This window comes from Promicromonospora aerolata (assembly GCF_042682255.1).
GTDB classification, from domain to species: domain Bacteria; phylum Actinomycetota; class Actinomycetes; order Actinomycetales; family Cellulomonadaceae; genus Promicromonospora; species Promicromonospora aerolata.
The window spans coordinates 3,103,241-3,126,944 of record NZ_JBHUHF010000001.1 but is presented as its reverse complement, the minus strand read 5'-3'; the positions used below and the strand labels follow the sequence as shown (position 1 = coordinate 3,126,944).

At 67.6% G+C, this 23,704-nt stretch carries 24 protein-coding genes; 19 read left to right on the top strand and 5 right to left on the bottom strand.

Annotated features, from left to right (window positions below; translation table 11 throughout):
• Positions 1-5 precede the first annotated feature (5 nt).
• From ACFSL2_RS14065 to ACFSL2_RS14045, 5 genes are all read left to right on the top strand, one after another.
• Positions 6-4,484: an FtsK/SpoIIIE domain-containing protein gene (locus tag ACFSL2_RS14065; RefSeq protein ID WP_377198454.1), complete on the top strand. Its 4,479-nt coding sequence runs from the start codon at positions 6-8 to the stop codon at positions 4,482-4,484.
• A 158-nt stretch (positions 4,485-4,642) separates the two neighbouring features.
• Positions 4,643-4,915 carry a hypothetical protein gene (locus tag ACFSL2_RS14060; protein WP_377198453.1) on the top strand — a complete coding sequence of 91 codons (273 nt, stop codon included), beginning with the start codon at positions 4,643-4,645 and terminating at the stop codon, positions 4,913-4,915.
• A gap of 9 nt (positions 4,916-4,924) precedes the next feature.
• Positions 4,925-6,340, top strand: a complete 1,416-nt coding sequence (locus tag ACFSL2_RS14055; protein WP_377198452.1) for a hypothetical protein — start codon at positions 4,925-4,927, stop codon at positions 6,338-6,340.
• A gap of 1 nt (position 6,341) precedes the next feature.
• Positions 6,342-6,953 (top strand): hypothetical protein, encoded by a 612-nt coding sequence (locus ACFSL2_RS14050; protein ID WP_377198451.1) that lies wholly within the window; start codon positions 6,342-6,344, stop codon positions 6,951-6,953.
• Positions 6,950-7,630, top strand: a complete 681-nt coding sequence (locus ACFSL2_RS14045; RefSeq protein WP_377198450.1) for a hypothetical protein — start codon at positions 6,950-6,952, stop codon at positions 7,628-7,630. Before ACFSL2_RS14050 ends, ACFSL2_RS14045 begins: the two co-directional genes overlap by 4 nt.
• Before the next feature lie 4 nt (positions 7,631-7,634).
• Here ACFSL2_RS14045 and ACFSL2_RS14040 read toward each other — a convergent pair whose 3' ends face one another.
• Positions 7,635-8,240, bottom strand: a complete 606-nt coding sequence (locus tag ACFSL2_RS14040) for a hypothetical protein (protein WP_377198449.1) — start codon at positions 8,238-8,240, stop codon at positions 7,635-7,637.
• A 261-nt stretch (positions 8,241-8,501) separates the two neighbouring features.
• Here ACFSL2_RS14040 and ACFSL2_RS14035 point away from each other — a divergent pair, with 261 nt between their 5' ends.
• From ACFSL2_RS14035 to ACFSL2_RS14025, 3 genes are all read left to right on the top strand, one after another.
• Positions 8,502-9,152 (top strand): hypothetical protein, encoded by a 651-nt coding sequence (locus ACFSL2_RS14035; RefSeq protein ID WP_377198448.1) that lies wholly within the window; start codon positions 8,502-8,504, stop codon positions 9,150-9,152.
• A gap of 21 nt (positions 9,153-9,173) precedes the next feature.
• A complete protein-coding gene (locus ACFSL2_RS14030; RefSeq protein WP_377198447.1) occupies positions 9,174-9,983 on the top strand; it encodes a hypothetical protein in 810 nt (269 codons plus the stop codon).
• Between the two features lie 134 nt (positions 9,984-10,117).
• Complete coding sequence (locus tag ACFSL2_RS14025) at positions 10,118-10,408, top strand: WXG100 family type VII secretion target (protein WP_357465031.1); 291 nt, start codon at positions 10,118-10,120, stop codon at positions 10,406-10,408.
• A 143-nt stretch (positions 10,409-10,551) separates the two neighbouring features.
• Here ACFSL2_RS14025 and ACFSL2_RS14020 read toward each other — a convergent pair whose 3' ends face one another.
• Positions 10,552-11,127: a hypothetical protein gene (locus ACFSL2_RS14020; RefSeq protein ID WP_377198446.1), complete on the bottom strand. Its 576-nt coding sequence runs from the start codon at positions 11,125-11,127 to the stop codon at positions 10,552-10,554.
• Between the two features lie 321 nt (positions 11,128-11,448).
• Between ACFSL2_RS14020 and ACFSL2_RS14015 the strand changes: the two genes are divergently transcribed.
• From ACFSL2_RS14015 to htpX, 9 genes are all read left to right on the top strand, one after another.
• Positions 11,449-11,739, top strand: a complete 291-nt coding sequence (locus ACFSL2_RS14015) for a WXG100 family type VII secretion target (RefSeq protein ID WP_357465031.1) — start codon at positions 11,449-11,451, stop codon at positions 11,737-11,739.
• Between the two features lie 97 nt (positions 11,740-11,836).
• Entirely contained in the window at positions 11,837-12,124 is a 288-nt protein-coding gene (locus ACFSL2_RS14010; protein WP_377198445.1) for a hypothetical protein, read from the top strand.
• 4 nt (positions 12,125-12,128) lie between these two features.
• On the top strand, positions 12,129-13,442 hold the full coding sequence (locus ACFSL2_RS14005; RefSeq protein ID WP_377198444.1) for a hypothetical protein: 1,314 nt from the start codon (positions 12,129-12,131) through the stop codon (positions 13,440-13,442).
• A gap of 20 nt (positions 13,443-13,462) precedes the next feature.
• Positions 13,463-14,104: a hypothetical protein gene (locus ACFSL2_RS14000; protein ID WP_377198443.1), complete on the top strand. Its 642-nt coding sequence runs from the start codon at positions 13,463-13,465 to the stop codon at positions 14,102-14,104.
• Positions 14,101-14,778 carry a hypothetical protein gene (locus tag ACFSL2_RS13995; RefSeq protein WP_377198442.1) on the top strand — a complete coding sequence of 226 codons (678 nt, stop codon included), beginning with the start codon at positions 14,101-14,103 and terminating at the stop codon, positions 14,776-14,778. Before ACFSL2_RS14000 ends, ACFSL2_RS13995 begins: the two co-directional genes overlap by 4 nt.
• Positions 14,779-14,816: 38 nt before the next feature.
• Entirely contained in the window at positions 14,817-15,131 is a 315-nt protein-coding gene (locus tag ACFSL2_RS13990; protein WP_377198441.1) for a hypothetical protein, read from the top strand.
• Positions 15,128-15,718, top strand: a complete 591-nt coding sequence (locus tag ACFSL2_RS13985) for a hypothetical protein (protein ID WP_377198440.1) — start codon at positions 15,128-15,130, stop codon at positions 15,716-15,718. Before ACFSL2_RS13990 ends, ACFSL2_RS13985 begins: the two co-directional genes overlap by 4 nt.
• A 119-nt stretch (positions 15,719-15,837) precedes the next feature.
• Positions 15,838-17,238 carry an FAD-dependent oxidoreductase gene (locus tag ACFSL2_RS13980; RefSeq protein ID WP_377198439.1) on the top strand — a complete coding sequence of 467 codons (1,401 nt, stop codon included), beginning with the start codon at positions 15,838-15,840 and terminating at the stop codon, positions 17,236-17,238.
• 139 nt (positions 17,239-17,377) lie between these two features.
• A complete protein-coding gene (gene htpX, locus ACFSL2_RS13975) occupies positions 17,378-18,316 on the top strand; it encodes a zinc metalloprotease HtpX (RefSeq protein WP_377198438.1) in 939 nt (312 codons plus the stop codon).
• A gap of 7 nt (positions 18,317-18,323) precedes the next feature.
• On the opposite strand, the gene ACFSL2_RS13970 is transcribed toward htpX, so the two are convergent.
• The gene (locus ACFSL2_RS13970) at positions 18,324-19,073 is read right to left on the bottom strand and encodes a potassium channel family protein (RefSeq protein ID WP_377198437.1); all 750 of its coding nucleotides are present in this window, start codon (positions 19,071-19,073) and stop codon (positions 18,324-18,326) included.
• Between the two features lie 129 nt (positions 19,074-19,202).
• Between ACFSL2_RS13970 and ACFSL2_RS13965 the strand changes: the two genes are divergently transcribed.
• A complete protein-coding gene (locus tag ACFSL2_RS13965; RefSeq protein WP_377198436.1) occupies positions 19,203-19,697 on the top strand; it encodes a YajQ family cyclic di-GMP-binding protein in 495 nt (164 codons plus the stop codon).
• A 115-nt stretch (positions 19,698-19,812) separates the two neighbouring features.
• Here ACFSL2_RS13965 and ACFSL2_RS13960 read toward each other — a convergent pair whose 3' ends face one another.
• Together ACFSL2_RS13960 and ACFSL2_RS13955 are read right to left on the bottom strand one after the other, a co-directional pair.
• Positions 19,813-20,619 carry a tyrosine-type recombinase/integrase gene (locus ACFSL2_RS13960; RefSeq protein ID WP_377198435.1) on the bottom strand — a complete coding sequence of 269 codons (807 nt, stop codon included), beginning with the start codon at positions 20,617-20,619 and terminating at the stop codon, positions 19,813-19,815.
• A gap of 305 nt (positions 20,620-20,924) precedes the next feature.
• Positions 20,925-22,099, bottom strand: a protein-coding gene (locus tag ACFSL2_RS13955; RefSeq protein WP_377198434.1) for an IS3 family transposase whose coding sequence is annotated in 2 segments (ribosomal slippage) — positions 20,925-21,826 and positions 21,826-22,099 — 1,176 coding nt in all. Because the reading frame shifts where the segments join, the coding sequence is not laid out codon by codon here.
• Positions 22,100-22,223: 124 nt separating this feature from the next.
• Here ACFSL2_RS13955 and ACFSL2_RS13950 point away from each other — a divergent pair.
• A complete protein-coding gene (locus tag ACFSL2_RS13950; RefSeq protein WP_377198433.1) occupies positions 22,224-22,826 on the top strand; it encodes an RHS repeat-associated core domain-containing protein in 603 nt (200 codons plus the stop codon).
• The last annotated feature ends 878 nt before the right edge of the window (positions 22,827-23,704 follow it).

Sequence of the window (23,704 nt, the reverse complement as noted above, 5' to 3'; positions counted from 1 at the left end):
GATTCATGCGCGTCAAGGTGACGCTCGTACGTTCGGACGGTAGCCACGACGACGTCGTGGTCACCGCGGACGCCGGTGCTCGGATCGGCGAGATCGCCGACACGATCGCCAGGGTGGACCCGGCGGCGCCCGGCGCCGCGGGTCGGTCCCGCACGCTGGAGGCGCAGCTGCCGGGCCAGGACCGGCCGGTCCGGCTGCCCGCCGACGCCGCGCTCGGTGAGGCGTGGATCGGCTCCGGCGCCTTCGTGGCGTCGGTGGAGCAGGCCATGCCCGGCTTCGACTACCCGGGGTCCGACGCCGTCCGCGCGGCCGTCCGCATCGAGGGCGGTGGCACCGTCGAGCTCACGGAGGGCTCGTGGGTGCTGGGGCGCTCGCAGGAGTGCGACGTCGTGGTCGACGACCCGATGGTCTCGAAGAAGCACCTCCGGCTCGACGTGTCCGACGACGTCGAGGTCGTCGACCTGGGTTCGGCGAACGGCATCCTGGTGGACGGCGAGCACGTGCAGCGCCTGCGCATCGAGGGCTCCCAGCGGGTGGTGCTCGGTGACACGGCCGTCACGATCGAGGCGCGCAAGCCTGCCACGATCACCGGTGTGACGCCCAAGGCGGGCCCGGTCTCGTTCACCCGTTCGCCGCGCGTCGAGGCGCGGTACAACGGTGAGGAGTTCGACTCTCCCGAGGCTCCCAAGGAGACCGAGCCCCGGGAGTTCCCGTTCCTCGCCCTGCTGGCGCCCGTCCTCATGGGCGGCGCGATGTTCATGATCACCGAACGCCCCGCGTCCCTGCTGTTCGTGGCGATGGCGCCGATCATGATGATCGGCAACTACGTCACCCAGGGCAGGCAGGCGAAGAAGCGCCTGGAGCGCGACGTCGCCCGGTTCGACGAGAAGCTCGCCTCGCTGCGCGAGGTCCTCAAGGACGAGAAGGAGACCGAGCGTTCGGTCCGCCTCCGGGAGGCGCCGGCCACCCAGCACGTCTACGTGGAGGCGATGCGGCACGGCCCGCTGCTGTGGACGCGCCGGCCGGAGCACTGGAGCTTCCTCAACGTCCGCTTCGGGCTCGGCACCATGCCGTCCCGCAACACGGTGAAGACCGCCGGCAAGGGCCACCTGATCAAGGAGTACCAGGAGCTGCTCGACACCCTGGTCGACCAGTACAAGGACGTCGACGGCGTGCCCGTCGTGGAGAACCTGTACGACGCGGGTGCGCTCGGTTTCGCGGGCCCGCCCTCGCGCGTGATCGGTTCGCTCAACGCCGTGCTGCTGCAGCTCACCGGCCTGCACTCGCCGTCAGAGCTGGTCGTGACCAGCATCGTCAGCCCGGTCTGGACGCAGCACCTCCAGTGGCTCACCTGGATCCCGCACACGTCGTCGGCCCACAGCCCGGTCGAGGGCCACCACCTCGCGGACTCCGCCTCGGGCGCGCAGCGTCTGCTGGCCCAGCTCGAAGAGCTGATCTCTACCCGCCTGAAGGCGGCACGGGGCGGCCAGCGCCGTGGCGCGATCGGCGAGGACAAGGCAGCGCTGGAGCGTGGCGGCGACGTCGGCGACAAGAGCGGCGGGGACTCCGGGACCAAGTCGCCGGTCCCCGCGGTGGTCGTCGTGATCTCCGACGACATCGACGTGGACCGCGCCCGGCTGATCCAGCTCGCCGAGATGGGGGCCGACGCCGGCGTCTACCCCCTGTGGATCTCGGCCGACACGTCGGGCCTGCCCGCGGCGTGCCGCACCTTCGTCGAGGTGGGCCAGCAGGGCCCGCGCGTCGGCATGGTGCGGCTCGGCCGCTGGGTCGACGACATCGTGCTCGAGGAGGTGGACGGCAAGACCGCGCTGGAGTACGGGCGCCGGCTGGCCCCGGTGTTCGACGCGGGCGCCATCGTGGAGGACGCCTCCGACCTGCCGCGCTCCATCACGATGCCGGCGCTGCTGGGCCATGACCTGTTCGAGAGCCCCGACGCGGTCATGGAGCGCTGGCGCCAGAACCTGTCGGTCTACGACCGCACGGGCCAGGGAGCGCAGCGCAAGCGTCCCGGGACCCTGCGTGCGATCGTCGGCTCCGCCGGTGTGGACGCCCAGCACCTCGACCTGCGGACCCAGGGCCCGCACGCCCTGGTGGGTGGCACCACGGGTGCCGGCAAGTCGGAGTTCCTCCAGGCGTGGGTGCTCGCCATGGCCGCCGAGTACAGCCCGGACCGCGTCACGTTCCTGTTCGTCGACTACAAGGGCGGTTCGGCGTTCGCCGACTGCGTCCAGCTGCCGCACTGCGTGGGTCTCGTGACCGACCTGTCGCCCCACCTGGTGCTGCGGGCCATCACCAGCCTCCGGGCCGAGCTGCACTGGCGCGAGCACCTCTTCAACCGCAAGAAGGCGAAGGACCTCCTCGAGCTGGAGAAGCGCAGCGACCCGGAGACCCCGCCGGCCCTGGTCATCGTGATCGACGAGTTCGCGGCCCTGGTGGGCGACGTGCCCGAGTTCGTGGACGGCGTCGTCGACGTCGCCCAGCGTGGCCGTTCGCTCGGCATCCACCTGATCATGGCCACCCAGCGCCCGGCCGGTGTCATCAAGGACAACCTGCGGGCCAACACGAACATGCGCGTGGCCCTCCGCATGGCTGACGAGTCGGACTCCTCCGACGTCGTCGACGTGAAGGACGCCGCGTTCATCGACCCGTCGATCCCCGGCCGCGGGCTCGTCAAGACCGGGCCGGGCCGCGTGCAGGCCTTCCAGTCCGGCTACGCCGGTGCCTGGAGCACGCGGGCCCCGGAGCGGGCCAAGGTGGAGGTCGCGCGCCTGCACTTCGGCCGGGAGGAGAGGTGGGAGGAGCCCGTCGTCGAGTCGGACGTCTCGGTCGACGAGGCGGACCTCGGCCCGAACGACCAGCAGCGCCTGGTCGCCCGGGTCCAGGAAGCGTTCGAGCGCGGCCGGCTGCCCGTCCCGCGGCGTCCGTGGCTCGACTCGCTCGCCGACGTCTACGACCTCACCCGCCTGTACCAGCGCACCGACTCGGAGCTCCTCATCGGCGTCGCCGACATCCCGGAGCACCAGGCGCAGGCACCGCAGTACTTCCACCCGGACCAGGACGGCCACCTCGGCGTCTACGGCACCGGCGGTTCCGGCAAGTCGACGGCGCTGCGCACGCTCGCCGCGGTGGCCGGCATCACGCCGCGCGGCGGCCCCGTGCACGTGTACGGCCTGGACTTCGCGGCCGGCGCGCTGCGCATGCTGGAGGCGCTGCCGCACGTGGGCACGATCGCCAAGGGCGACGACACCGAGCGCGTGGTCGGCGTGATGCGGATGCTGCGTGACGAGCTGCTGCGCCGCGGTGACGCGTTCGCGGCGGTGAACGCCGCGAGCGTCACGGAGTACCGGCAGGTCACCGGCCGCCAGGACGTGCCGCGCATCCTGCTGCTGGTGGACGGCTTCGCGAACTTCCGCGACGAGTACGAGGTGGGTGCCGGCCGCGCCGAGTGGTTCGAGGCGTTCCGCGACATCCTGAACGACGGCCGTGGGCTCGGCATCCACGTCGTCTTCACGGCCGACCGGTCGGGCGCGGTGCCGACCTACGTGCGGTCGCTCGTGCAGCGCAACATCCTGCTGCGCATGACCGACGACGGCTACCTCGCCTTCAACGCGCCGCGGGACATCGTCACGGCGACGTCGCCCGCAGGCCGCGCCGTGGTCGACTCCCTGGAGGTCCAGGTCGCGGTGGTCGGCGGTACGAAGTCGGTGCAGGAGCAGGCGGCCGCGACCGACCGGCTCGCGGAGTCGATGCGTCGGGCCGGCGTGCGCCCAGCACCCTCGGTCCGGGTGCTGCCCGGCGAGTACTCCTCGCGGGAGCTGCCCCCCTCGGTCGAGGGCCAGCCGGTGCTCGGCCTGGACAACATCGCCCTGCAGCCGCTGCCGTTCGACCCGACGGGCACGCTGCTGGTGGGTGGCCCTCCGGGGTCCGGCCGCTCGAACGCCCTGGTGCACATCGCGCAGTCGGTCCAGCGTGCGAACCCGCACGCCCGGCTCTACCTGTTCGCGCAGCCGCGTTCGCCGATCGCGGGCGAGGTCACGTGGGAGGACGTCGCCGTCGGGGCGGACAAGGTCGCCGACATGGCGAAGGACCTGCTCGCGGCGGTGCAGGACGAGGACACCGCCCCCGGCGTCGTCGTCATCATCGAGGGCATCAACGACTACCTGCAGACGCCCGCCGACAAGGCGATCCAGGACCTCACCAAGGCGATCAAGAAGTCGGACCACCTGCTGGTGGCCGAGGCCGAGACAGGTTCCTGGGGTGCCACCTGGCCGCTGCTGTCGGAGGTCAAGAGCGGTCGGCGCGGGCTGCTGCTGCAGCCGGAGAACATGGACGGCGACATGATCCTCAAGACCGGGCTCCCGCGGGCCGCGAAGGGTGAGTTCCCGCCCGGACGCGGCGCCTGGATCGCGCGCGGCAAGAACGTCCGGGTGCAGGTACCGTTCGTGCTCGGAGCCGAGGACTGATCGGCCGGTCGTCCTGCTGAGGGCCCACCACGGGGCGGTCATGGGGAGTGCTCCCCATGGCCGCCCCGCGGTGGGCGCCGGTACGGTTCTGCTCAGATGAGAACCTGACCCGAGGAAGCAGGGGGTGGACGATGGCTGGCTACGATCTCTCGATCGACATGAATCAGCTGCTGACGCTGAGTGAGGACCTCAAGTCGATCACCAGCGAGCTCGAGAACGCCGACGGGAATGCGCAGGGCGCCGCCGACGCGACCGGCCACGACGAGCTCCGCGACCGGGTGAACGAGTTCGCCGACAAGTGGGAGATCAAGCGCGGCGAGATGCTCGAGAACGTCAAGAAGCTGTCCGGGATCATCACGCAGATCGCGGAAGCGTTCGACGAGGTCGACACCGGGCTGGCGAAGGCCCTCGAAGACGCGGCTGCGAAGTAGGGGAGAGCGATGAGCGACACACAGTGGCAGGAGCTCGACGGTGAGCCCAACACCGTAGAGGCCAAGGGCCGTAAGTACACCGAGCTGGCCGAGGCGATCGCCCGGTCCGTCTCCTCCCTGCAGCAGATCGTCGACGACACCAACACGACGGCGAAGTCGATGGAGAAGACGCGCACGCTGGCCGGCGAGGTGCGCGAGGACATCGAGAAGGCGCGCGAGCGCTACTCCTACACGGGTGAGGCGCTGACGACGTACGGCGCATCCCTGCGTGGGGCCAAGAACGAGGCCGACCCCGCCGCCGCCAAGCTCCGGACGCTCCGCGCCGACCTCGAGGCGGCACAGGCCACGGCGTCGAGCGCCGAGAGCGGTGTGGACGACCTGCCGAAGGACGCGAGCGACGCGGACAAGGCTGACGCGCAGCGTGCGCAGACGAACGCGAACAACGCCGTCACCTCCCTCCAGAGCCAGATCACCCAGGCCGAGGCCGAGTGGAACAGCGGTCACGGCGACAAGAACGCGGCGGCGAGCACCGCGATCTCCAAGATCGAGGAGGTCGTGTCGGGCAACAAGGTCAACGGTCTCGAGGACGGGTTCTGGGACCACGCGGGCAAGGCGTGGGACAGCTTCTACAAGATCGCCAAGATCATCTGCGACGTGGCTGGCATTCTGGCTATCTTCTTGTCCTGGGTGCCTATTCTCGGTCAGGTCCTTGTCGCACTTGCAGCCATTGGTGCGATCCTCGCGATCATTGACTCAGTGGTGAAATATGCCAAGGGCGAGATCGGCGTCCGCGGGTTGGTCGTCGGCGTCGGGCTCGGTGTCCTGTCGCTCGCGGGCGGAAAGATCGCGACCCACCTGACGAAGGTCGCCAAGCTCCGTACGGTCACGCAGTCCACGTCCACGTACAACGCGATCGCCTCGGCGCGGGGTGGCGCGAAGTACATCGACGACGTCATGACGTCGCGGATTCCCACCTCGACCTCGCAGAAGCTCCTGTCGCCGTTCGTGCGCTCGGACTCACAGGCCAAGGTGCTGCAGGCGTTCAAGAGCGGTGACGTCGGCTGGGCCGGGGCCATCGGGCGGAGCACCAAGAATGCCTTCCCGCTCCCGTTCAAGGACGGAATGGGCGGCGTCCTGTTCCGCGACGCGAACGACCTGCACCAGCTCTCCAAGATCCTGCCGGAGGGCGCATCCCTTGTGGGACCTGCCAATGCGGCGATGGCGGTCAGTGCGGCGACCGTGCTGAGCGACGTGGGCAAGGGGATGAACTCGATGTACGACGCGTTCAACGGCAGCGGGAAGCACGGTGGAGATGAGGCCAGCGCCTCGGTGGGGCTGGGCAGCTCGCACGCGGGTGGATCGTGGAACACGGCCATCCAGGCGCCGAACACGCTCTTCAACGACTTCAAGAGCTTGGTGGGCTGACGTGGAAGCTGTCGCGGAGTACAGGTTCCACCTGCCGGAGCTCTGGCATCAGATCCCGGTCGGCGCCACGGACGATGCTTGGGCCGTTGAGCTCGCCGGCGGGCTGCTCGGCGACGGCGAGCCGCCTGTCCCGGATGCGGTGACCCTCCTGGCTCAGCAGTTTCTCGATGTGAGCCGAGCTGTCGCCGGGATGGGTGTGTCCACTGTCCAGGCGGCCGTCCTGGTGGCGGACCCGGCCTCGGTGCTGGTCGACGCCATGCTGACGCTTTCCTTCCAGCGTGGCGTCCCGGTGGAGACCTACCAGGCGCGCCTGAATTCCGTGGTGGACGAGATCGAGCAGGCGCAGATCATGGGGAAGCAGGACATCCAGTCGGAGGTCCCCAGCGGGCAGGTGCACGGCGCGCACCTGCTGATCGGGCATCTTCCGGTGGAGGAGTTCACGGCAGGGTCACTTCTTGAGGAACGCGTGCAGCTCGGGCTGTTTCCACACGGGACGGGCGACGTCGTCGATCTCGTGGTCGTGGCCGCGAACACCGCGTTCTTCGAGGACCTGCCGACGACGGCGCTCGACCTGCTCGGACGCGTCGAGATCGAGACGGAGACGGTGGCGTGACGGTTGACGCGAAGCAGGTCCAGATAGCCGACGGACAGCTGCGTCTCATCCTGCCGGGGACCTGGGTGCAGATTCCCCTTCGTGACGAGGCGGAGACGACGGCGTTCGTCAAGCGCCTCGTCAAGCGGCAGGTCGGGAGCGGGGACCGGCTGGCGCGTGTGCGTCGGCAGATGCTCGAGGAGACGGTCACTGTCGCACGCGAGGCGGTCAAGGCCGGCATCCATACCTACCTGATGTCGCTGGAGATCCTTCCGGGTGTGCCGTTCCCGGCGGCGATCCTCATGGCCGACCGAGACTGGCCGGACGGTGCGCTCGAGGTGCGTCGTGAGCACGGGACGGAGGAAGCTCTGACCAAGGGCTTCCCGGGTGCCGAGGTCGCGAGCGGTAGCTACGGCGGGGAGATCGCACGGCGATACGAGATGGCCCGACAGAAAGCAGGGGAGGACGGCGAGGAGTTTCTCACGATGCGCCTCGAGTACTTCGTGCCGTATCCCTACGAGGGCGTCGACAAGATCCTTGCCATCCGCGCCAATGTCCCGCAGATCCCGCAGGCAGAGCCGTTCGCGCTGTTGTTCAACGAGATCGTCGACTCGATCACGTTCCCGGAGGTGCCTCCGACGCGCGAGCCCGTGCTCCAGGAGGCACAGGTGTCGGCAGAGGCTCGCGCGGCGGAGTGATCCGTCAGAGCCCGTTGTCCTTGCGGACCTGGGCGAGCTTGGCCTCGAGCTCCTCGTCGGCGGTCTTCTGCCGAGAGGCAGTCTCGGGAGCGACACGTGCGGTGAGGGCATCCAGGTCCGCCCGTGCGGCGTGGCCGTCCGCCGTGTCGGGGAGGGCGCTGCGCCACAGGAGGTCATGGACCTGGCTCTCGAGGCGAGCGTCGGCCCCGATGACCGCCGCAGCAGTTTCCTCCGCGCGAGCAGGGGCAGTGCGCGCGATGGCAGCCAGTTCCTGAACGGTGGCGTGCGCCTTCGCACGTATCGTTCTGCGCGCCTGATAGTTGCCGATGGATCCCAGAACCGCACTGCTGACGAAGCCGAGCCCGAGGCCGACCGTCAGCCCGATCGCAATGCGTTGGCCCACCCCTCCTGAACCGACCAGGAGAACGATCGGCAGGGCGATGGCAACGCAGATGAGGAACCACCAGTACCCCGTCTTCTTGACGGCACGGAACCAACCAGGTGCCTCGTCCTCGGGATGGAGAAGCTTTTCGTTGAGGCGCAGGTTGGCGTCCAGCTGGTCGGCCGCCTCCGCCGCTCGTGCCTCGGCTCCTGGCGCGGTGATGAGCACCTTCGCCGACCGTTTCCCTGTCACCAGCCAGCTCACCTGGTTCACATCTGTCTCCATCGTCGGTCCGTCCATCACGTGAGTACCGTACGTGTCCGGCAGCCCACGTGAAAGGCATCTTCGGTGGGGCGTCCCGAGGGCTGGGCAGCTAGTCTCACGCCCACAAGTGCTGACGACCACGAGGGAAGAGTGATGGACGACGTTGTTGCGGACGGCACTGCCTCCTCCTCCGAGCATGCGGTTCGACCGAGTACGCGGATGCTGGTGCTCCGACCATGGGGCTATCTGGCCATCGGACTGGTGTGGCTCGCCCTCTGGGCCGTTGTCGTCGCGCTGACCTGGTCCCTTCCCGTGTACGCGATGATCCGGGGCGACATGACGCTGGGGGACCTTGCCCAGAACCAGTCGACGAGCTCGTGGATCGTCGCCGGCATCCTCGTGCTGCCCATCCTCGCCGTGATCTGGGGGCCGGTGCTGACCTGGTACCTGCCGTGCGCGACGTGGCCGCTGGCGGTGCTCTCCTTCCTGTACGCGGTGCGGGCACTGAGCCCTGCGTACTCGGCGGAGAGGCTCTCCCACTCAGAGGTGGTGCCTCCGGGCACCACCCTCGGGCCGCCCACGCTCTTCGGTACCTCGTTGTCCCTGCAGCCCGTTCGTCGTAACCGGTTCACCGACCTGCTGATGGCGTTCTACATGTCCGGGTGGAACATCGATGGCCGTGCCGGGCTGGCGGCCATTCCCTCTGGGGTGGCGTTCATCCTCGTGGTGCCGGCGCTCGCGATCGACGTTCCCATGGGCGTGAGAGCGGTGTGCGGCGCAGCGGCAGCTGCGCTCTGGATCTGGTCGGCGGTGTGGATCGCGCGAACGTTCTACCGGAGGTTCTGGGGCTCCACAGCGGGTTCGGCCGGGATCTGAGATCGAGCAAGGAGAGAGCCAATGCCAGAGCTGGTTGCCGGAGACCCTGCGCGGTCGACGAACGACGGAGAGCGGCCGAGCTCCGCGGGTGTGGTCCTGCGCCCGTTCGGCTATCTGCTGATCGGGCTCGTGTGGTTGTCGATCTGGCTGGTCGCCGTCGCGCTCCTGATGGGGTCCGCCGGATTCCTCGCGTACGACGACCCGGAGTCGCTCCTGACCGGCGGGCAGGGTGGTGACACCGTTCCGGTCGGACAGGCGATCACGCTCTTCGTCAGCGCGGTCTTCCTTGCCGCCATCATCGGACCGGGTGGCTGGCACGTGCTGACCGCGTCCTGGCCGTTGGCCGTGCTCTCGTTCGTGTACGTCGTCCGGTCGCTGCGGCCGTCCTTCGCGGGCGAGAAGTTGTCGTTCACCGCCTACGGGTTCCGCGGGAGCACGTTCGGGCCGCCGACCGCCGGCGACATCGCGCTCTCGCTCCAGCCGGTGCGCCCCACTCGATTTACGGACGGGGTGATGCGGTTCTACATGGCGGGCTGGGGATGGAACGGCCGCCTGCTCCTCGCCATGCTGCCGGCAGGGCTCGCCTGGTCGACGACGATCGCCGCACTCATGCCAGGGATCCCCGACGTCGCCCACGTGATCTTCTGGGTGCTCACGGGAGCGCTGCTCCTGACCTCGCTCGTGCTGGGCGTCCGCGCGTTCCGGGCCGGTCCCTCGTCGCAGGACAGTGACGGGGCCGATGACGTCGGTGTCATGGAACTGTCGGCCGAGGACCGCGCGAAGCGCCTGAAGCACCTCAAGAAGCAGCGCGCGAAGCGCAACCGCCAGTGATGGTGTCTCGGGCGCTGGTCCCGCCCGGCTGATGGGTACCGCTCCCCATCGACGCCCCATACACGTCTCCGTACTGTCATGGGCAGTCGGATCGGCCGTGGGGGCCGGCCGGGATCTGAAGAAGGAGAGTTCTCATGGCGAACATGAACGTGACCTACGAGGAGCTTCGGGGTACCGCGGGTCAGCTGCGTAACGGTCAGCAGCAGATCATGGACACGCTGCAGAACCTGTCCTCGCAGGTGAACAACCTGGTGGCTTCTGGTTTCCAGACGGACCAGGCCTCGGGCAAGTTCCAGCAGTCCTACGAGGAGTTCACCACGGGTGCCAAGCAGGCCATCGAGGGTATCGAGGGTATGGCCTCGTTCCTCGAGCAGGCCGCTCAGACGCTGCAGGACACCGACCAGCAGCTCGCCTCGGGCATCTGAGACCCAGCGCGAACAGCCGGCACGGAGGGGCGGTTCCGGACTACGGTCCGGGACCGCCCTTCCTGTTCGACCAGGGCGAATGCCGATCGCTGCCCAAGAGGCGCGGTCCTGTCCCTGTCAGCTGTCCCTGTCAGCTGTCCCTGTCAGCTGGCCCTGACCTGCCGTTCGAGGTCCAGAAGCCGGTCGGCCGCCGAGGAGGCGTCGGCATCGGCCCGCACGTCGTCGACGGCGGCTATCCGCCAGACCAGACGGTGCACCGTCTCCTCCTGCGTCGGAGCGGCGTCGAGGACGGCTGTCGCCGAGACCCAGTAGCGCTCCGGGAGGACGCGGACGGTGCGGTTCTTGTCGGCCCTGGCGATCGTCGCTGCGTGGGTGTTGGCAGCCTTCCTGGCCCGCCTCTCGGCGATACCCGTGACCACGAGGGCGATCAGGTTGGCGGCGAAGAAACCGATCACGACGGCGTAGATGATCCTCTGTACGGTCGCCAGGTCGGAGCGTGCGAGCACGAGGTACACGATGACCATCGGCGGCACGTACGTCAGGTACCAGTGCTTCGCGACCCACGTGAACCACTTCGGCTTCTCGGGGGCCGCGGCCGCGGCGTACGCCTGCTCGAACCGCGTCATCGCGGGCCGGATGGCTTCGGGAGTGGCTAGGGGGTCCGAGACGAAGACGCGCTGCGACGTTCGCCGATACTTCATCCAGACCACGTCGCTCATCGAAATCCTCCGATCCCCGGCTCCCGGCGTCCCCGTCCGGGCCAGCCCGACGGTAACAAGATCCGTCCGGTTCGGCTCGGAAAGGGCCCTGGACGTCACGTCAGCCGTGGCGCGTGCGTGCGCCGGCCCGGCCGGAGGACTTTGCGGGCGTTGCGGGAAACGGGCCCCTACGCTCTGTTCAGCGACACCGTGAGCACGTCGTTCATCAACCTGCTGATGGGTACCGCTCCCCATCGACGGGTTCGTGCGGCGTCGCTAGTGTGTGGGCAGTCGGACCGGCCGTGGGGGTCGGCCGGATTCAGATCGAGAAGGGGATTACTCATGGCGAACATGAACGTGACCTACGAGGAGCTTCGGGGTACCGCGGGTCAGCTGCGTAACGGTCAGCAGCAGATCATGGACACGCTGCAGAACCTGTCCTCGCAGGTGAACAACCTGGTGGCTTCTGGTTTCCAGACGGACCAGGCCTCGGGCAAGTTCCAGCAGTCCTACGAGGAGTTCACCACGGGTGCCAAGCAGGCCATCGAGGGTATCGAGGGTATGGCCTCGTTCCTCGAGCAGGCCGCTCAGACGCTGCAGGACACCGACCAGCAGCTCGCCTCGGGCATCTGAGACCGACCTCAGCCAGTTCGTAGCAGGGCGGTTCCGGGCAACGGCCTGGAGCCGCCCTGCTACGTGTCCGCAGGTCAAACACACCGAGAGGCACATCGTGGGGGACCAACTTGTTGTCGATGTCAGGCTGCTGACCGACACCGGAGACCAGCTGACGTCGATCGTCAACGAGTTCGAGGGCGCGGACGCCTACGCCGAGTCCGTCGCTGACGCGGTCGGCGACGACAAGCTCGCGGGCGCCGTCCGGGACTTCTCCACGAAGTGGAAGGGGCGCCGCGAGAAGATGCGCGAGAGCATCGCGAACCTTGCGGAGCTGACCACGGCCGTGGGTGACCAGTTTCAGGATGTCGACAAGACGCTCGGCAACAGCCTCGAGGAGGGGTAGAAGCGTGAGCTGGGAACCATTGGCACCGTCCAACCCCATTCCGGGTGAGCCGCAGGTGTCGCAGTCGGCGGGCACGTACTACGGCGAGATCGCGAACGCGATGGCGAGCGCCTACCGCTCGCTCGGGATCATGGAGGACATGGAGGGCTTCGAGTCCGACGCGGTCGACAAGCTGCGCGAGCGGGCGGAGGACGTCCGGAGCGAGGTCAACAAGGCCGAGGCCCGCTATCGCGCGGCGTCCTCCGCACTGACCCAGTACGCGGTGGACCATCAGGACGCCCAGGACGCGGCGTCGGCCCTGCTCGACCGCGCGCGGATCGCGCAGGACGCGGTCGAGGAGGACGAGCGGACCGCCGGCACGGCGCAGGGCAACCTCGACGACGCCGTCTCGGCGTCGCGGACCTCGGGCGAGGAGCTCGATCCGGCGACCCGTTCGGCACTGAGCACCGCGAACTCCAACCTCGAGACCTCACGAGGTGTGCTCACCGGGATCATCAACGAGCTGCCCGGCGTCGTCAGCAGCTGGCACACCAAGGCTGGCACGGCTGCCGACGCGATCACCGACGCGGTCGAGGCGGACGATCTCAACGACGGCTGGTGGGAGAAGTGGGGCTCGAAGGTCGCCAGCTTCGTCTCCAAGTGGGCGGGCAAGATCGCCATGTGGGCGGGTATCGCGGCGCTGTTCCTCGGCTGGGTGCCGATCCTCGGCCAGATCCTGACGGCCATCGCCATCATCGCGACGGTCGCCGCGCTCGTCGCCGACATCGCGCTGGTGGCACATGGCGAGGGTGACTGGGTGAACGTGCTGCTCGGCGTGATCGGTGTCGCGTCGTTCGGTGTCGGGCGGTTTGTCGGGGCGTTCGGTAAGGCCGCTGCAGCCAAGGGGATGGCTCAGGGTGCTGCGCGTCAAACCCGTTTGGTGCGGAACACCTCGAAGTTCGGCAGCCCGCTCAATCGGGCCGCGGTGCGGAACGCGATGTCCAGCGCCACCAAGGCTTTCAAGACGGTCCCATACAGCAAGCTGAACCCATTGAGCTGGTTCAGGTCCGGCGCCGCGTCTTTCGTGGGCCTCACCGGCAAGGCACGGTTCATGAACTTCATGGGTCACGGCGAGGCGGCGCGCGCCTATCAGACGTTGCGCAACGTCGACGACATCGCGCAGTTCTCGAAGAACGCGACGGGCTATGTCGGCACCATGGGGCGCCTCGGCTCGCTCAACCCGGCGAAGGTCGGCAGCTTTGGGTCGGCTCTTGTACCGTACGCGACGGACGTCGCCGCCAACTCGACCCTGTTGTATCGGGACGTGCGTACCTGGTGAGAAACGAGGGGGAGCAAGCGATGGAGCAGCAGGGGGAGTCGTGGCGTCCGTGGGACGAGGATCAGGTCTTCACCTTTCCGGAACGCGAGGACTGGATCTTCTGGGTCACGGGTATGGGTAGCGAGGGCGCGGAGGAGATCGCAGCTACCCGGGAGTGGGGCGTTGGCAATGCCGCCGTGATCGGCGCCATTCGTGCCATGGACCAGGACGCTGTCGAGGACAGGGACGGCAACGCGTGGGGCGCAGGCGTCTGGCTCCCTGCCGAGCACGACCACGAGGCCCGCGCCGGTGTACTGATCAGGACGTTCCCTGACCGTGGGAACGGGACGAAGGCGTACCGAAAGTTCCGCAAGCAGGCGGCACGGGTACCGCAGGTGCCTGGCGTGACGATCAGTTCCTATGACGTTGACGAGGGTGAGGTGGACTTCGGCCCCTTCATCGTGCAGGCAATCGACACGGTCAACGCTGCGGGCGAGGTGCAGATCTACTGGATCGTCACCTTCTTCAGCGAGGGCAAGGACGAGGTGGTTCGGCTTGAGTTCCAGAGCGTGTATGCACACCTGGTCGACGACATCGAGGTCGAGCTCGGCGATCTGATCTCGCATGCCTACTACGGAGTCAAGCCTGGGTCTGCGCTGTCGAAGGAGCTGGGGCTGGAGTGAGTACGGAGACGGAGGCCACGGGGCCGGAGGTCGGGACCGAGCCTGACGACGGTCCTGCCGATCTCCAGGCTGCTGCTGCCGCTGCGTTCCGCGCGGCGGCCACCTCGTGGGCGTTCGTGTATCCGCGCGGCTGGTGGACCGTCCCGCTGACGGACCCCGCGCAGATCGACGGCGCGGTGCGGAAGATCGTCGTCGGCCGGCTCGGCCGACGGGACGACCGGGCCCGCGCCCGGCGAGAGGCACGCGAGCACCTCGCCCAGGCCGCTCACGGCGCGGCCGAGGAGGGCGGGCTCAGCCTGGCCGTCTTCAGCATGGACGTCGGTGACGTCGCGATCACCGGCACCATGGGCGTGTTCCCCTATCAGGTGACCGATTCCAGCAAGGACGAGCTGATCGCGAGCATCACCGGCTCGCTGTCCGGCGCCGACGTCGAGCAGCAGAAGCTCGACGACGGGTGGGTGCTGCGGGCAGTGCGGCAGAGCGAGATCGAACGGACCGATGCAGAGGGCAATCCGATGCTGCCCGAGCTCAGGGCCGACTATTGGACAGAGCGTCGTGGCCTCGACAAGATTCTCCAGGTGTCATTCACCACGCCGTTCGTCCCGCTTCGCGAAGCGATGCTCGAGCTCTTCGATTCGATAGTTCTCTCCCTGCACCCCGTGGTGCGCGGATGATCTCCGCGGCGCCGCCGCTCCCGTCGGACGATCCGAGCGTGCTGACCACCATCCTGGCGATAGTTCTGGTTCTGGTTGTCTGCTTCTTCGCGTTCTGGGTGCTGGGTGGCTACCGCTTTTTCATCGGCGACCTGGGGAACTACACCAGGCTCTGGGAGCCGTTGCGCCCCACGCTTCTCATCGTGCTCGCCATGGTCGTCGCGACGGGACTGTTCCTCGGTGCCGTCTGGCTGGACGATCGTCATCGCGAGGCCGCCCAGGACCGCTACGACGAGTGGTCCCAGCAGCAGTGGCTCGAGGAACAGCAGAGCCTCGAGCCCACCCCGACCGCTACACCATCGGAGCAGACATGAACGCCAACGCCCGCAAGAAGCTCTGGATCGGCGCCCTCGTCGTCTTCGCCCTGGTCTCGGTCGTGCGGCTCGTCCTTACCATCCAGCGTGACGGCATCGGCGACAGCAGCCTGTGGATCGCGCTCCTGATCGTCCTCGTGATCTGTGGCATCACGGTCGCCGTGATGCTCGGTCGCTCCAAGGGCGTGGCGACGAACGCCCGGCAGGGCCGTCAGGACGTCGTGGTCATCCCGGCGTACTCGACCGCGGAGTCCGTCGAGGAGGCCGGGGCGTACGCCAACAGGGTGCCCGGCCTGATGGGCGTCGGGGGCAGCCCCATGGCGCTGGTCGTCGCGGCCGGCCAGATCGAGGTCTGGGCCGGGCGCCGCAGCACGGCGCCTGCCTGGACCGTGCGTCGCCCGGCACAGGCCGGTGTGGTGCAGGCCGTCTACGGGACGCGAACGATCGATGCCCTCAAGGTGTCCGACGGTGCGACGTCCGCCACCGTCATCCCTGCGTACAGCCCCCTTCGTGCCATGGGCGGCAGCGGCGCGGAGGCCCTGCGGCGCGCGGTCGCGGAGGTCGGCACCGGACAGCCCAGCAGGTGAGGATCCGGCACGCGGGGCGTGAAAGGTGAGACGCCCGGTGAGGCGATCCTTACCCTGTCGGTAGAATCAGGACCGGCCTTCGCTTCCCTCCTGACCTCGACCCGGAAGGCGCCCCTTTCGTGAGCACCACCCGACCCCTGCGCGTCGCCGTCGTCGGCGCCGGCCCTGCCGGCATCTACGCGAGCGACATCCTGTCCAAGACCGACCTCGACGTCAGCATCGACCTGTTCGAGCGCCTTCCCGCGCCGTTCGGCCTGGTGCGGTACGGCGTGGCCCCGGACCACCCGCGCATCAAGCAGATCATCGTCGCGCTCCACCGGGTACTGAGCCGCGGAGACATCCGTCTGCTCGCCAACGTGGACTACGGCGTGGACGTGAAGCTCGAGGACCTGCGCCAGTTCTACGACGCGGTGATCTTCTCCACCGGCTCCATCAAGGACGCCGAGCTGAACATCCCGGGCATCGACCTGGACGGCTCCTACGGTGCCGCGGACTTCGTGTCCTGGTACGACGGCCACCCGGACGTACCGCGCACCTGGCCGCTGGAGGCGGAGCAGGTAGCCGTGATCGGTGCCGGCAACGTCGCCCTCGACGTGGCCCGCATCCTCGCCAAGCACGCGGACGACCTGCTGCCCACCGAGGTCCCGGCCAACGTGTACGAGATCCTGAAGTCCTCCCCGGTCACCGACGTGCACGTGTTCGCGCGCCGCGGTCCGGCCCAGGTGAAGTTCTCGCCGCTGGAGCTCCGCGAGCTGGGCCACGTGCCCGACGTCGACATCGTCGTGTACCCGGAGGACTTCGACTTCGACGAGGGCTCCGAGGCGGCCATCAACTCGTCGAACCAGACCAAGCAGGTCGTCAAGACCCTGGTGGACTGGACGCTGAAGGACCCGGCGCAGAACACGGCGTCGCGCCGGCTGCACCTGCACTTCCTGAACGCCCCGGCCGAGGTGCTCGGCGAGAACGGCAAGGTGGTCGGGTTCCGTACCGAGCGCACCGCGCTGCAGGGCGACGGCACCAGCAAGGGCACCGGCGAGTTCACCGACTGGCCGGTCCAGGCCGTCTACCGTGCCGTGGGCTACTTCGGCTCGGCCCTTCCGGAGATCCCGTACGACGACGTCAAGGGCGTCATCACCAACCGCGAGGGCCGGGTCATCGACATCGACGGCAACCAGGTTCCGGGCGTGTACGCGACAGGCTGGATCAAGCGCGGCCCGGTGGGGCTCATCGGCCACACCAAGTCCGACGCGTCCGAGACGGTCCGCCACCTCGTCGAGGACGTCACGGGGGTCGCCGACGGCGAGGCGCCCGGTGACCTGGACGGCGGCCGTACCGCGTCGCACGGCGCACCGGAGGCCATCACCGAGTTCCTCACCGGCAAGGGCGTCGAGTACGTCGAGTGGTCCGGCTGGGAGCTCCTGGACGCCCACGAGCGTGCGCTCGGCGAGCCGGAGGGCCGCGAGCGGATCAAGGTCGTCTCCCGCGAGGAGATGATCGCGATCAGCAGGCCGCAGGCCTGAACCACCCGCCCCGACGTGTCAGACGCACAGGTCACTCCGGTGATCTGTGCGTCTGACACGTCGGGGGCCGGCTGCGGGATCATTGCTCCTGGGAACCGCCGACCGGCGCGGCGCGTTCGGCTGGGAGGAAAGGAGTGCGATGCACAGGCACTACAACGGGCTGAAGACCGCCGCGCTGTTCGGTGGCATGTGGGCCGTGATCCTGGGGCTCTGGGTACTTTTCGGAGCCAAGTCCGGCATGCTGTGGATCTTTGTGCTCATCGGGCTGGGCACCACGGCCTACGGGTACTGGAACTCCGACAAGCTCGCGATCCGGGCGATGCACGCCTACCCGGTGACGGAGCTGCAGGCACCGGAGATGCACCGCATCGTGCGGGAGCTGTCCACCGCGGCGCGCCAGCCGATGCCGCGGCTGTACATCTCCCCCACCAAGGCGCCGAACGCGTTCGCCACGGGTCGCAACCCGAAGAACGCGGCGGTCTGCTGCACCGAGGGCATTCTCGAGCTGCTGAACGAGCGCGAGCTGCGCGGCGTCCTGGGGCACGAGCTCATGCACGTCTACAACCGGGACATCCTCACGTCGTCGGTGGCCTCCGCGCTGGCGGGAGTCATCACGGCGCTGGCGCAGTTCCTGCTCTTCTTCGGCGGCGGTGACCGCCGTGAGGGCGGTAACCCGCTCGCCGCGCTCGCCATGGCGCTCCTCGCCCCGGTCGCCGCGATGCTGATCCAGATGGCGATCTCCCGCACGCGGGAGTACGACGCCGACGAGGACGGCGCCCGCCTGACGGGTGACCCCCTGGCGCTGGCGGCGGCGCTGAAGAAGCTGGAGCAGGGCACGCAACGTGCGCCGCTGCCGCAGGACCGTGACCTGACCAACGTGTCGCACCTGATGATCGCCAACCCGTTCCGGGGCGCCGGGATCGGGCGGTTGTTCGCCACGCACCCGCCGATGCCGGACCGGATCCGCCGCCTCGAGGCGATGGCCGGCGGCCCGTCGGACGGCTACGGTCCCGGCTGGTCCGGTGGTCCGACGCCGGGTCCCGACGCACCGCCCTGGGGCACCCCGCCGCGGTACTGAGCCGCGGCTAGCGTGGGTCGCTGTCGGCCCGGGCCCGTTCGACGTCGCGGGTCCGGGCGAGCTCGTCGCGCAGCGCCCGGACTTCCGCGGCCAGGCCCTCGACCTGGGCACGGGTGGCCGTCGCCTCGTCCTCGGCCGCCTCCTCGACGGTCTGCACCATCCAGGACGCCAGGGTCGCGGTGACCACACCGAGCAGGGCGATTCCACCGACCATGAGACCGGCCGCGATGAACCGGCCGGCCGTCGTCACAGGGAACTGGTCGCCGTAGCCCACGGTGGTCATCGTGGTGATGGCCCACCAGAAGCCGTCGCCGAGGCTCTCGATGGTGGCGCCGGGCTCGCCCCGCTCGGTGTCCGTGATGGCCAGGGCGCTGGTGAGGATCAGCAGAGCCGTCCCGCCCGTGGCGTACGTGACCACACGGCCGCGCAGGCGCTGGACGCCCGTCCGGCTGAACCGCTGCAGCACCTTGACCAGGAGCAGCAGCCGCAGCGGACGCAGCAGCGGGAGGGCGACGACCAGCAGGTCGAGCCAGTAGCGCCGGACGAACTGCCACTTGTCGTCGGCGAGGCTGAGCCGCACCACGTAGTCGATGGCGAAGACGAACCAGGCGACCGTCATCAGGGTGCCGGAGAGTACGTCGACCCAGCGCGGCAGATCGGGGAGCGCGATGGGTAGCCCGTAGGCGATGAGGAAGATCACGGCCACCCCGATCAGCGGCCACTCGGTGCGATGTCTCCAGAGATCGAGTCGCGACATGGTCCAGCAGCCTATCGGTTCGGGGGCGGGTGCCATCCGTTCGTCCCCTGACCTCCGCGCCGGATACGGTGGTGCCGAATCCCACTGGACGTGCAGGGGCGTCCGGGTGTCACGCAGAAGGAGCACGACATGGCCGACTCGTCGTTCGACATCGTCAGCAAGGTCGACCGCCAGGAGGTCGACAACGCGCTGAACCAGTCCGCGAAGGAGATCTCGCAGCGGTACGACTTCAAGAACGTCGGTGCCTCGATCACCTGGAGCGGCGAGAGCATCGTGATCGTCGCCAACTCGGCCGAGCGTGTGCTTGCAGCACTCGACGTCTTCGAGACCAAGCTGATCAAGCGCGGCATCTCCCTCAAGGCGATCGACGTCGGCGAGCGGGAGCCCAAGGCTTTCGGCAAGGAGTACCGTCTCGCGGCCACCCTCAAGGAGGGCCTGGCGGGGGAGTCCGCGAAGAAGGTCACCAAGATCATTCGCGAAGAGGGTCCCAAGGGCGTGAAGACGCAGATCACCGGCGACGAAGTGCGCGTGACCAGCAAGTCGCGCGACCAGCTCCAGGAGGTCATGGCGCTGCTGAAGGGCTCCGACCTGGACTTCGCGCTGCAGTTCACGAACTACCGGTGAACATGCAGGTCAGCAGCCTTTTAGGCGGCTAGTCCGCACACAGTCCGCAGGAGCAGACGTTGAGCACGGGCTGACGGGCGGTTGCCGGGATACCGGTGGCCGCCCGTTCGGTCTATCAGGAGGGCTTCGCGGCCTTGTCCACGGGCTTTGCGGACAGCACGGTTTCCATGAGCGACGTTGCCGCCGCCCGAGTCTTGTCCTCTGCGCTCGGCCAGAGGTGCGCGTACGTGCCGAGCGTGATGGTCGGGCTGGAGTGACCCAGAGCCCGCTGGACGGTGACGACGTCGCAGTTGTCGGCGATCAGGCCTGACGCGTAGAAGTGCCGCAGGTCGTGCAGCGTGTAGGCGTCCAGCCCCACCTGACGGCGCGTCGTCCGCCACACCTGAGACGCGCTGTTGCGGTTCCAGAGGCCCCGCTCGTCTCCGTTGGGGTTCCAGAAGATCCACTGCTCGTCACCACGCGGAGCGAACTTCTCGATGTGGCTGGAGATCATCGTCAGCAGATCACGCGGCACGTGGATGGTCCGCTCTGATCCGTACTTCGGCGGTTCGATCGTTGACGTCGCGGCGGTGGAGCCCTGAATCTGCCTGTTGATCGTGATCGTGCGACCCAGGAAGTTGATGTCACTGACCTGGAGCCCGGCCGCCTCTCCGAGCCGCAGTCCCGCGAAGGCGCAAACAGCGATGAACCCCGAGAAGTACTTCGGGGCGACTTCCAGCGCCTTCCGTACGCCGAGCGGTTCGGGAATTGTCATCGCCGCTTCGGCACGCCTGCGCCGAGGAAGCTTGACGTTCGTCGCCGGGTCGATCCCGATCACGCGATCACGAGTGGCAGCCGCGAAGGCTGCTCGGACGTAGTTGAACCGCGTCGTGATCGTGGACGGCTCCAGGCCCTTCTTCCGGGTCTTGGTGGGCTGAGACATCGCCTTGACCCACTTCTCCAGATGCGAAGGCCTGATATCCCGCATCCGAACTGATCCGAACGTGACCGACTCGAACGCGGTGGTTGCTGCTTCGGTGGTGCCGGTGGCCCAGACCTGGCGCTCAGACCAGACGCCCCACCACTGGTCGAACGTGAGTGCCCCACGCTTGGGATCGGCGTACGTACCTGTCACAACCGTGGCAGTGACTTCGTCTAGCCAGTCCTGAGCGTCGGTCTTGCGATCGAAGTGGCGTGAGTGTTCCTTGGGACTGCCCCAGGAACGGTTGACACGTCTTCTTTGATGAGTCAGGCCGCGAGGGCCAGGGTCTGGTCAGCGTAGACGGTTTCGAACTCGATCGGTGTCATGCGGCCCAGACGACGTTGCCGGCGACGGCGGTGGTAGGTCCGCTCGATCCACGTCACGATCGCCAACCGGAGTTGCTCGCGGGTGGCCCAGGGGCGCCTGTTCAGGACGTTCTTCTGCAGCAGGGAGAAGAACGACTCCATCGCGGCGTTGTCCCCGCAGGCCCCGACCCGGCCCATCGACCCCGTGATCTGGTGCCCTTTCAGGGCACGGCGCAGCTTCTTGGATCGGAACTGCGACCCGCGGTCCGAGTGCAGCACGGTGCTAACGGTTTCCCCGTCTGCGGGGATGACGTCGCGCCTGCTCACGGCGTGGTTCAGCGCGTCGACGGCCAGGCGGGCCTTCATCCTGGAGTCGATCGAGTAGCCCACGATCCTCCCGGAGAACACGTCCTTGATCGCGCACAGGTAGAGCTTGCCCTCGCTGGTGGCGTGCCCGGTGATATCCGTGAGCCACAACCGGTTCGGCTCGGCCGCGGTGAAGTCGCGTTGGACGAGGTCGTCGTGCACGGGCGGTCCGGCCTTGCGCCCGGTGCCCTTCGTGCGGTGGATCACCGAGACGATCCCGACCTGCCGGCACAACGCGTGCACGGTGTTCTCGCTCACGACGTGCCCGGCGTCTTTCAGATCGTCAGCGATGAGCCGGTAGCCGAACTCCGGATCATCCGCGTAGATGTCGTGGGCGGCGTTGATCAGGTGGGCCTGACGCCACTGGGCGTCGGTGACCGGGCACGCGCGCCACTTGTAGTAGCCCTGACGGGAGAAACCCAGCACCCGGCAGGTCACCGCGACGGGCAGACCGTCAGCGGCAAGCTCTTGGACCAGCAGGTAGGTCATTTTGGGGAGATCTCCTTGGCGAAGTACGCCGCCGCACGACGCAGGATCTCGTTCTCCTGCTCCAACAGCCGAGTGCGCTTACGCAGCTCACGCAACTCTTCGGACTCCCTGGCCGTGACACCGGGACGAGCCCCGTCCTCGACCTCGGCGGCCTTCAACCAGCGACGCAGACACGACTCAGTGATCCCGAAGTCCTTGGCGACCTGCGCGATCGGTATCTGCCCCTGACGGGCGACCGCGATCACGTCACGACGAAACTCAGGTGGGTAAGCCTTGGGCACAACAACATCCTTCCAGCACCGACCTCAGGCCGATACAGATCAGATGTCAACCGTTCCTGGGGCAGTCCCCTACACGTTCGCAGGCAAGACCGTGGCGGTGCGGACGGGGAACCTCGGATCACACGTGACGTCGTTGATCTCGGATGTGCAGAACACAGCGGTGTTCCAGATCTCGAACGTGGCCAACGTGGTGACGCGTCGGTACCTGGATCCGTTCGGAGCTGACCGGAGTTCGGCGGCCGGAGTGGCGCCGGACGATGCTGGTGGGTCGGGCTGGGTCGGGGACCATGGGTTCCTGGACAAGCCGACTGATGCCACAGGGCTGACAGCTGTGGGTGCGCGGATGTATGACGCTGTCTCGGGGCGGTTCATCTCGGTGGACCCGATCATGGACCTGACTGATCCGCAGCAGTGGAATGCGTACTCGTACGGGAACAACAATCCGGTGACATGGTCGGACCCGACTGGGCTTGAGCCACGTCCGTGGCATGAGGAAGGAAAAAGTTTCGACGACTTTGACCAGGAGACCATCGATGCGTATTCCAGCAGTGATGGATGGCGCATTGGTTGGGGAAATCTCTGGCAGACAAAGACCGTCGTGCCGGTTACCCAAGGGAATGGACTCGGGAACGACACTCTAGATTGGGGGGCATTGGCGCAAAGAACAGGGCCCTCCAGGAACAGCGTGCGCGTGACGCGGCTCGCGCCGAACAAGAACGCCAATTAGAACTTGCCCACGCGAATGCATGGCTGAAACATCAGTTCACAACTGAAGGCGTCGAGGCCTGGAGCGGATCGGGGGCGACGATCGCTGGCTATGTGAGTCTCGTTGGGCTTGGTGTCCAGGGAATTGGCTCATTTGTGGCCGCAACGTGTGTGCCTACTGCGGGGGTAGGATGCGCTGTCGGCGGAATAATGGTCGCTGTGGGCGCCGCGGCACCGCGTTATGGGCTGGGTGGACGTCAACAGCCCTTTCGGTTGTCAACGCGGCGGCGAATGTTCGCCTTGGTAGACGTGATGAAGCCATCGGATCGGCAATGGCTGCTGGAATCGGTGTGGCCACAGCTGGCGTCGGTGCTGGTGCCGGTGTGTTGGTGAAAGAGATGGGACGCGACAGTATGCCGTACATTACAGACTTCGTCCTGGGGACCGGTGGGTGGGTAGCTGGCACTGGCGCGACCAAGGAAAAGTAGTAGGCAATCGCTGACTTACCGAAAGGTTCAATGTGGATAAGAGTGATCACGACGATTATATGCGTCGAATCAATCGCCGTGTGCAACGGACTCGAGAGACGGGGTGGGTCGTATCTTTTGCGATTTCGCTCGTGGCGATATGCGTCGGCGCAATAGCCGGGTTCGCGTTTCTTGTGGCCGTGATGGCAATCGCTGGAATTCCTGGCGGAATATTTTCGTTTAGCAGAATCAACCGCCGGTTGGGCTGGTCCCCAATCCGTAGTCCGCGACGCGGTCGGAGGATTGCTGCGTGGACGGCATTACTTGTTCTGGCGGTCTGTGCCGTGTGCTCCGCGGCATGGTTCTTCGCAGCGCCTGCTGCTGCGGCTGCTAGCTTGGTCGTGTTTGCGGCCGAGTTCTTGATCGCTCGCGA

Coding starts and splice junctions, on each gene's coding strand:
- ACFSL2_RS14015 (WP_357465031.1), top strand. CDS start 11,449: ATGGCGAACATGAACGTGACCTACGAGGAGCTTCGGGGTACCGCGGGT.
- ACFSL2_RS14055 (WP_377198452.1), top strand. CDS start 4,925: ATGAGCGACACACAGTGGCAGGAGCTCGACGGTGAGCCCAACACCGTA.
- ACFSL2_RS13985 (WP_377198440.1), top strand. CDS start 15,128: ATGAACGCCAACGCCCGCAAGAAGCTCTGGATCGGCGCCCTCGTCGTC.
- ACFSL2_RS13970 (WP_377198437.1), bottom strand. CDS start 19,073: ATGTCGCGACTCGATCTCTGGAGACATCGCACCGAGTGGCCGCTGATC.
- ACFSL2_RS13965 (WP_377198436.1), top strand. CDS start 19,203: ATGGCCGACTCGTCGTTCGACATCGTCAGCAAGGTCGACCGCCAGGAG.
- ACFSL2_RS14020 (WP_377198446.1), bottom strand. CDS start 11,127: ATGAGCGACGTGGTCTGGATGAAGTATCGGCGAACGTCGCAGCGCGTC.
- ACFSL2_RS14000 (WP_377198443.1), top strand. CDS start 13,463: ATGGAGCAGCAGGGGGAGTCGTGGCGTCCGTGGGACGAGGATCAGGTC.
- ACFSL2_RS14060 (WP_377198453.1), top strand. CDS start 4,643: ATGAATCAGCTGCTGACGCTGAGTGAGGACCTCAAGTCGATCACCAGC.
- ACFSL2_RS14030 (WP_377198447.1), top strand. CDS start 9,174: ATGCCAGAGCTGGTTGCCGGAGACCCTGCGCGGTCGACGAACGACGGA.
- htpX (WP_377198438.1), top strand. CDS start 17,378: ATGCACAGGCACTACAACGGGCTGAAGACCGCCGCGCTGTTCGGTGGC.
- ACFSL2_RS14025 (WP_357465031.1), top strand. CDS start 10,118: ATGGCGAACATGAACGTGACCTACGAGGAGCTTCGGGGTACCGCGGGT.
- ACFSL2_RS13960 (WP_377198435.1), bottom strand. CDS start 20,619: ATGTCTCAGCCCACCAAGACCCGGAAGAAGGGCCTGGAGCCGTCCACG.
- ACFSL2_RS14065 (WP_377198454.1), top strand. CDS start 6: ATGCGCGTCAAGGTGACGCTCGTACGTTCGGACGGTAGCCACGACGAC.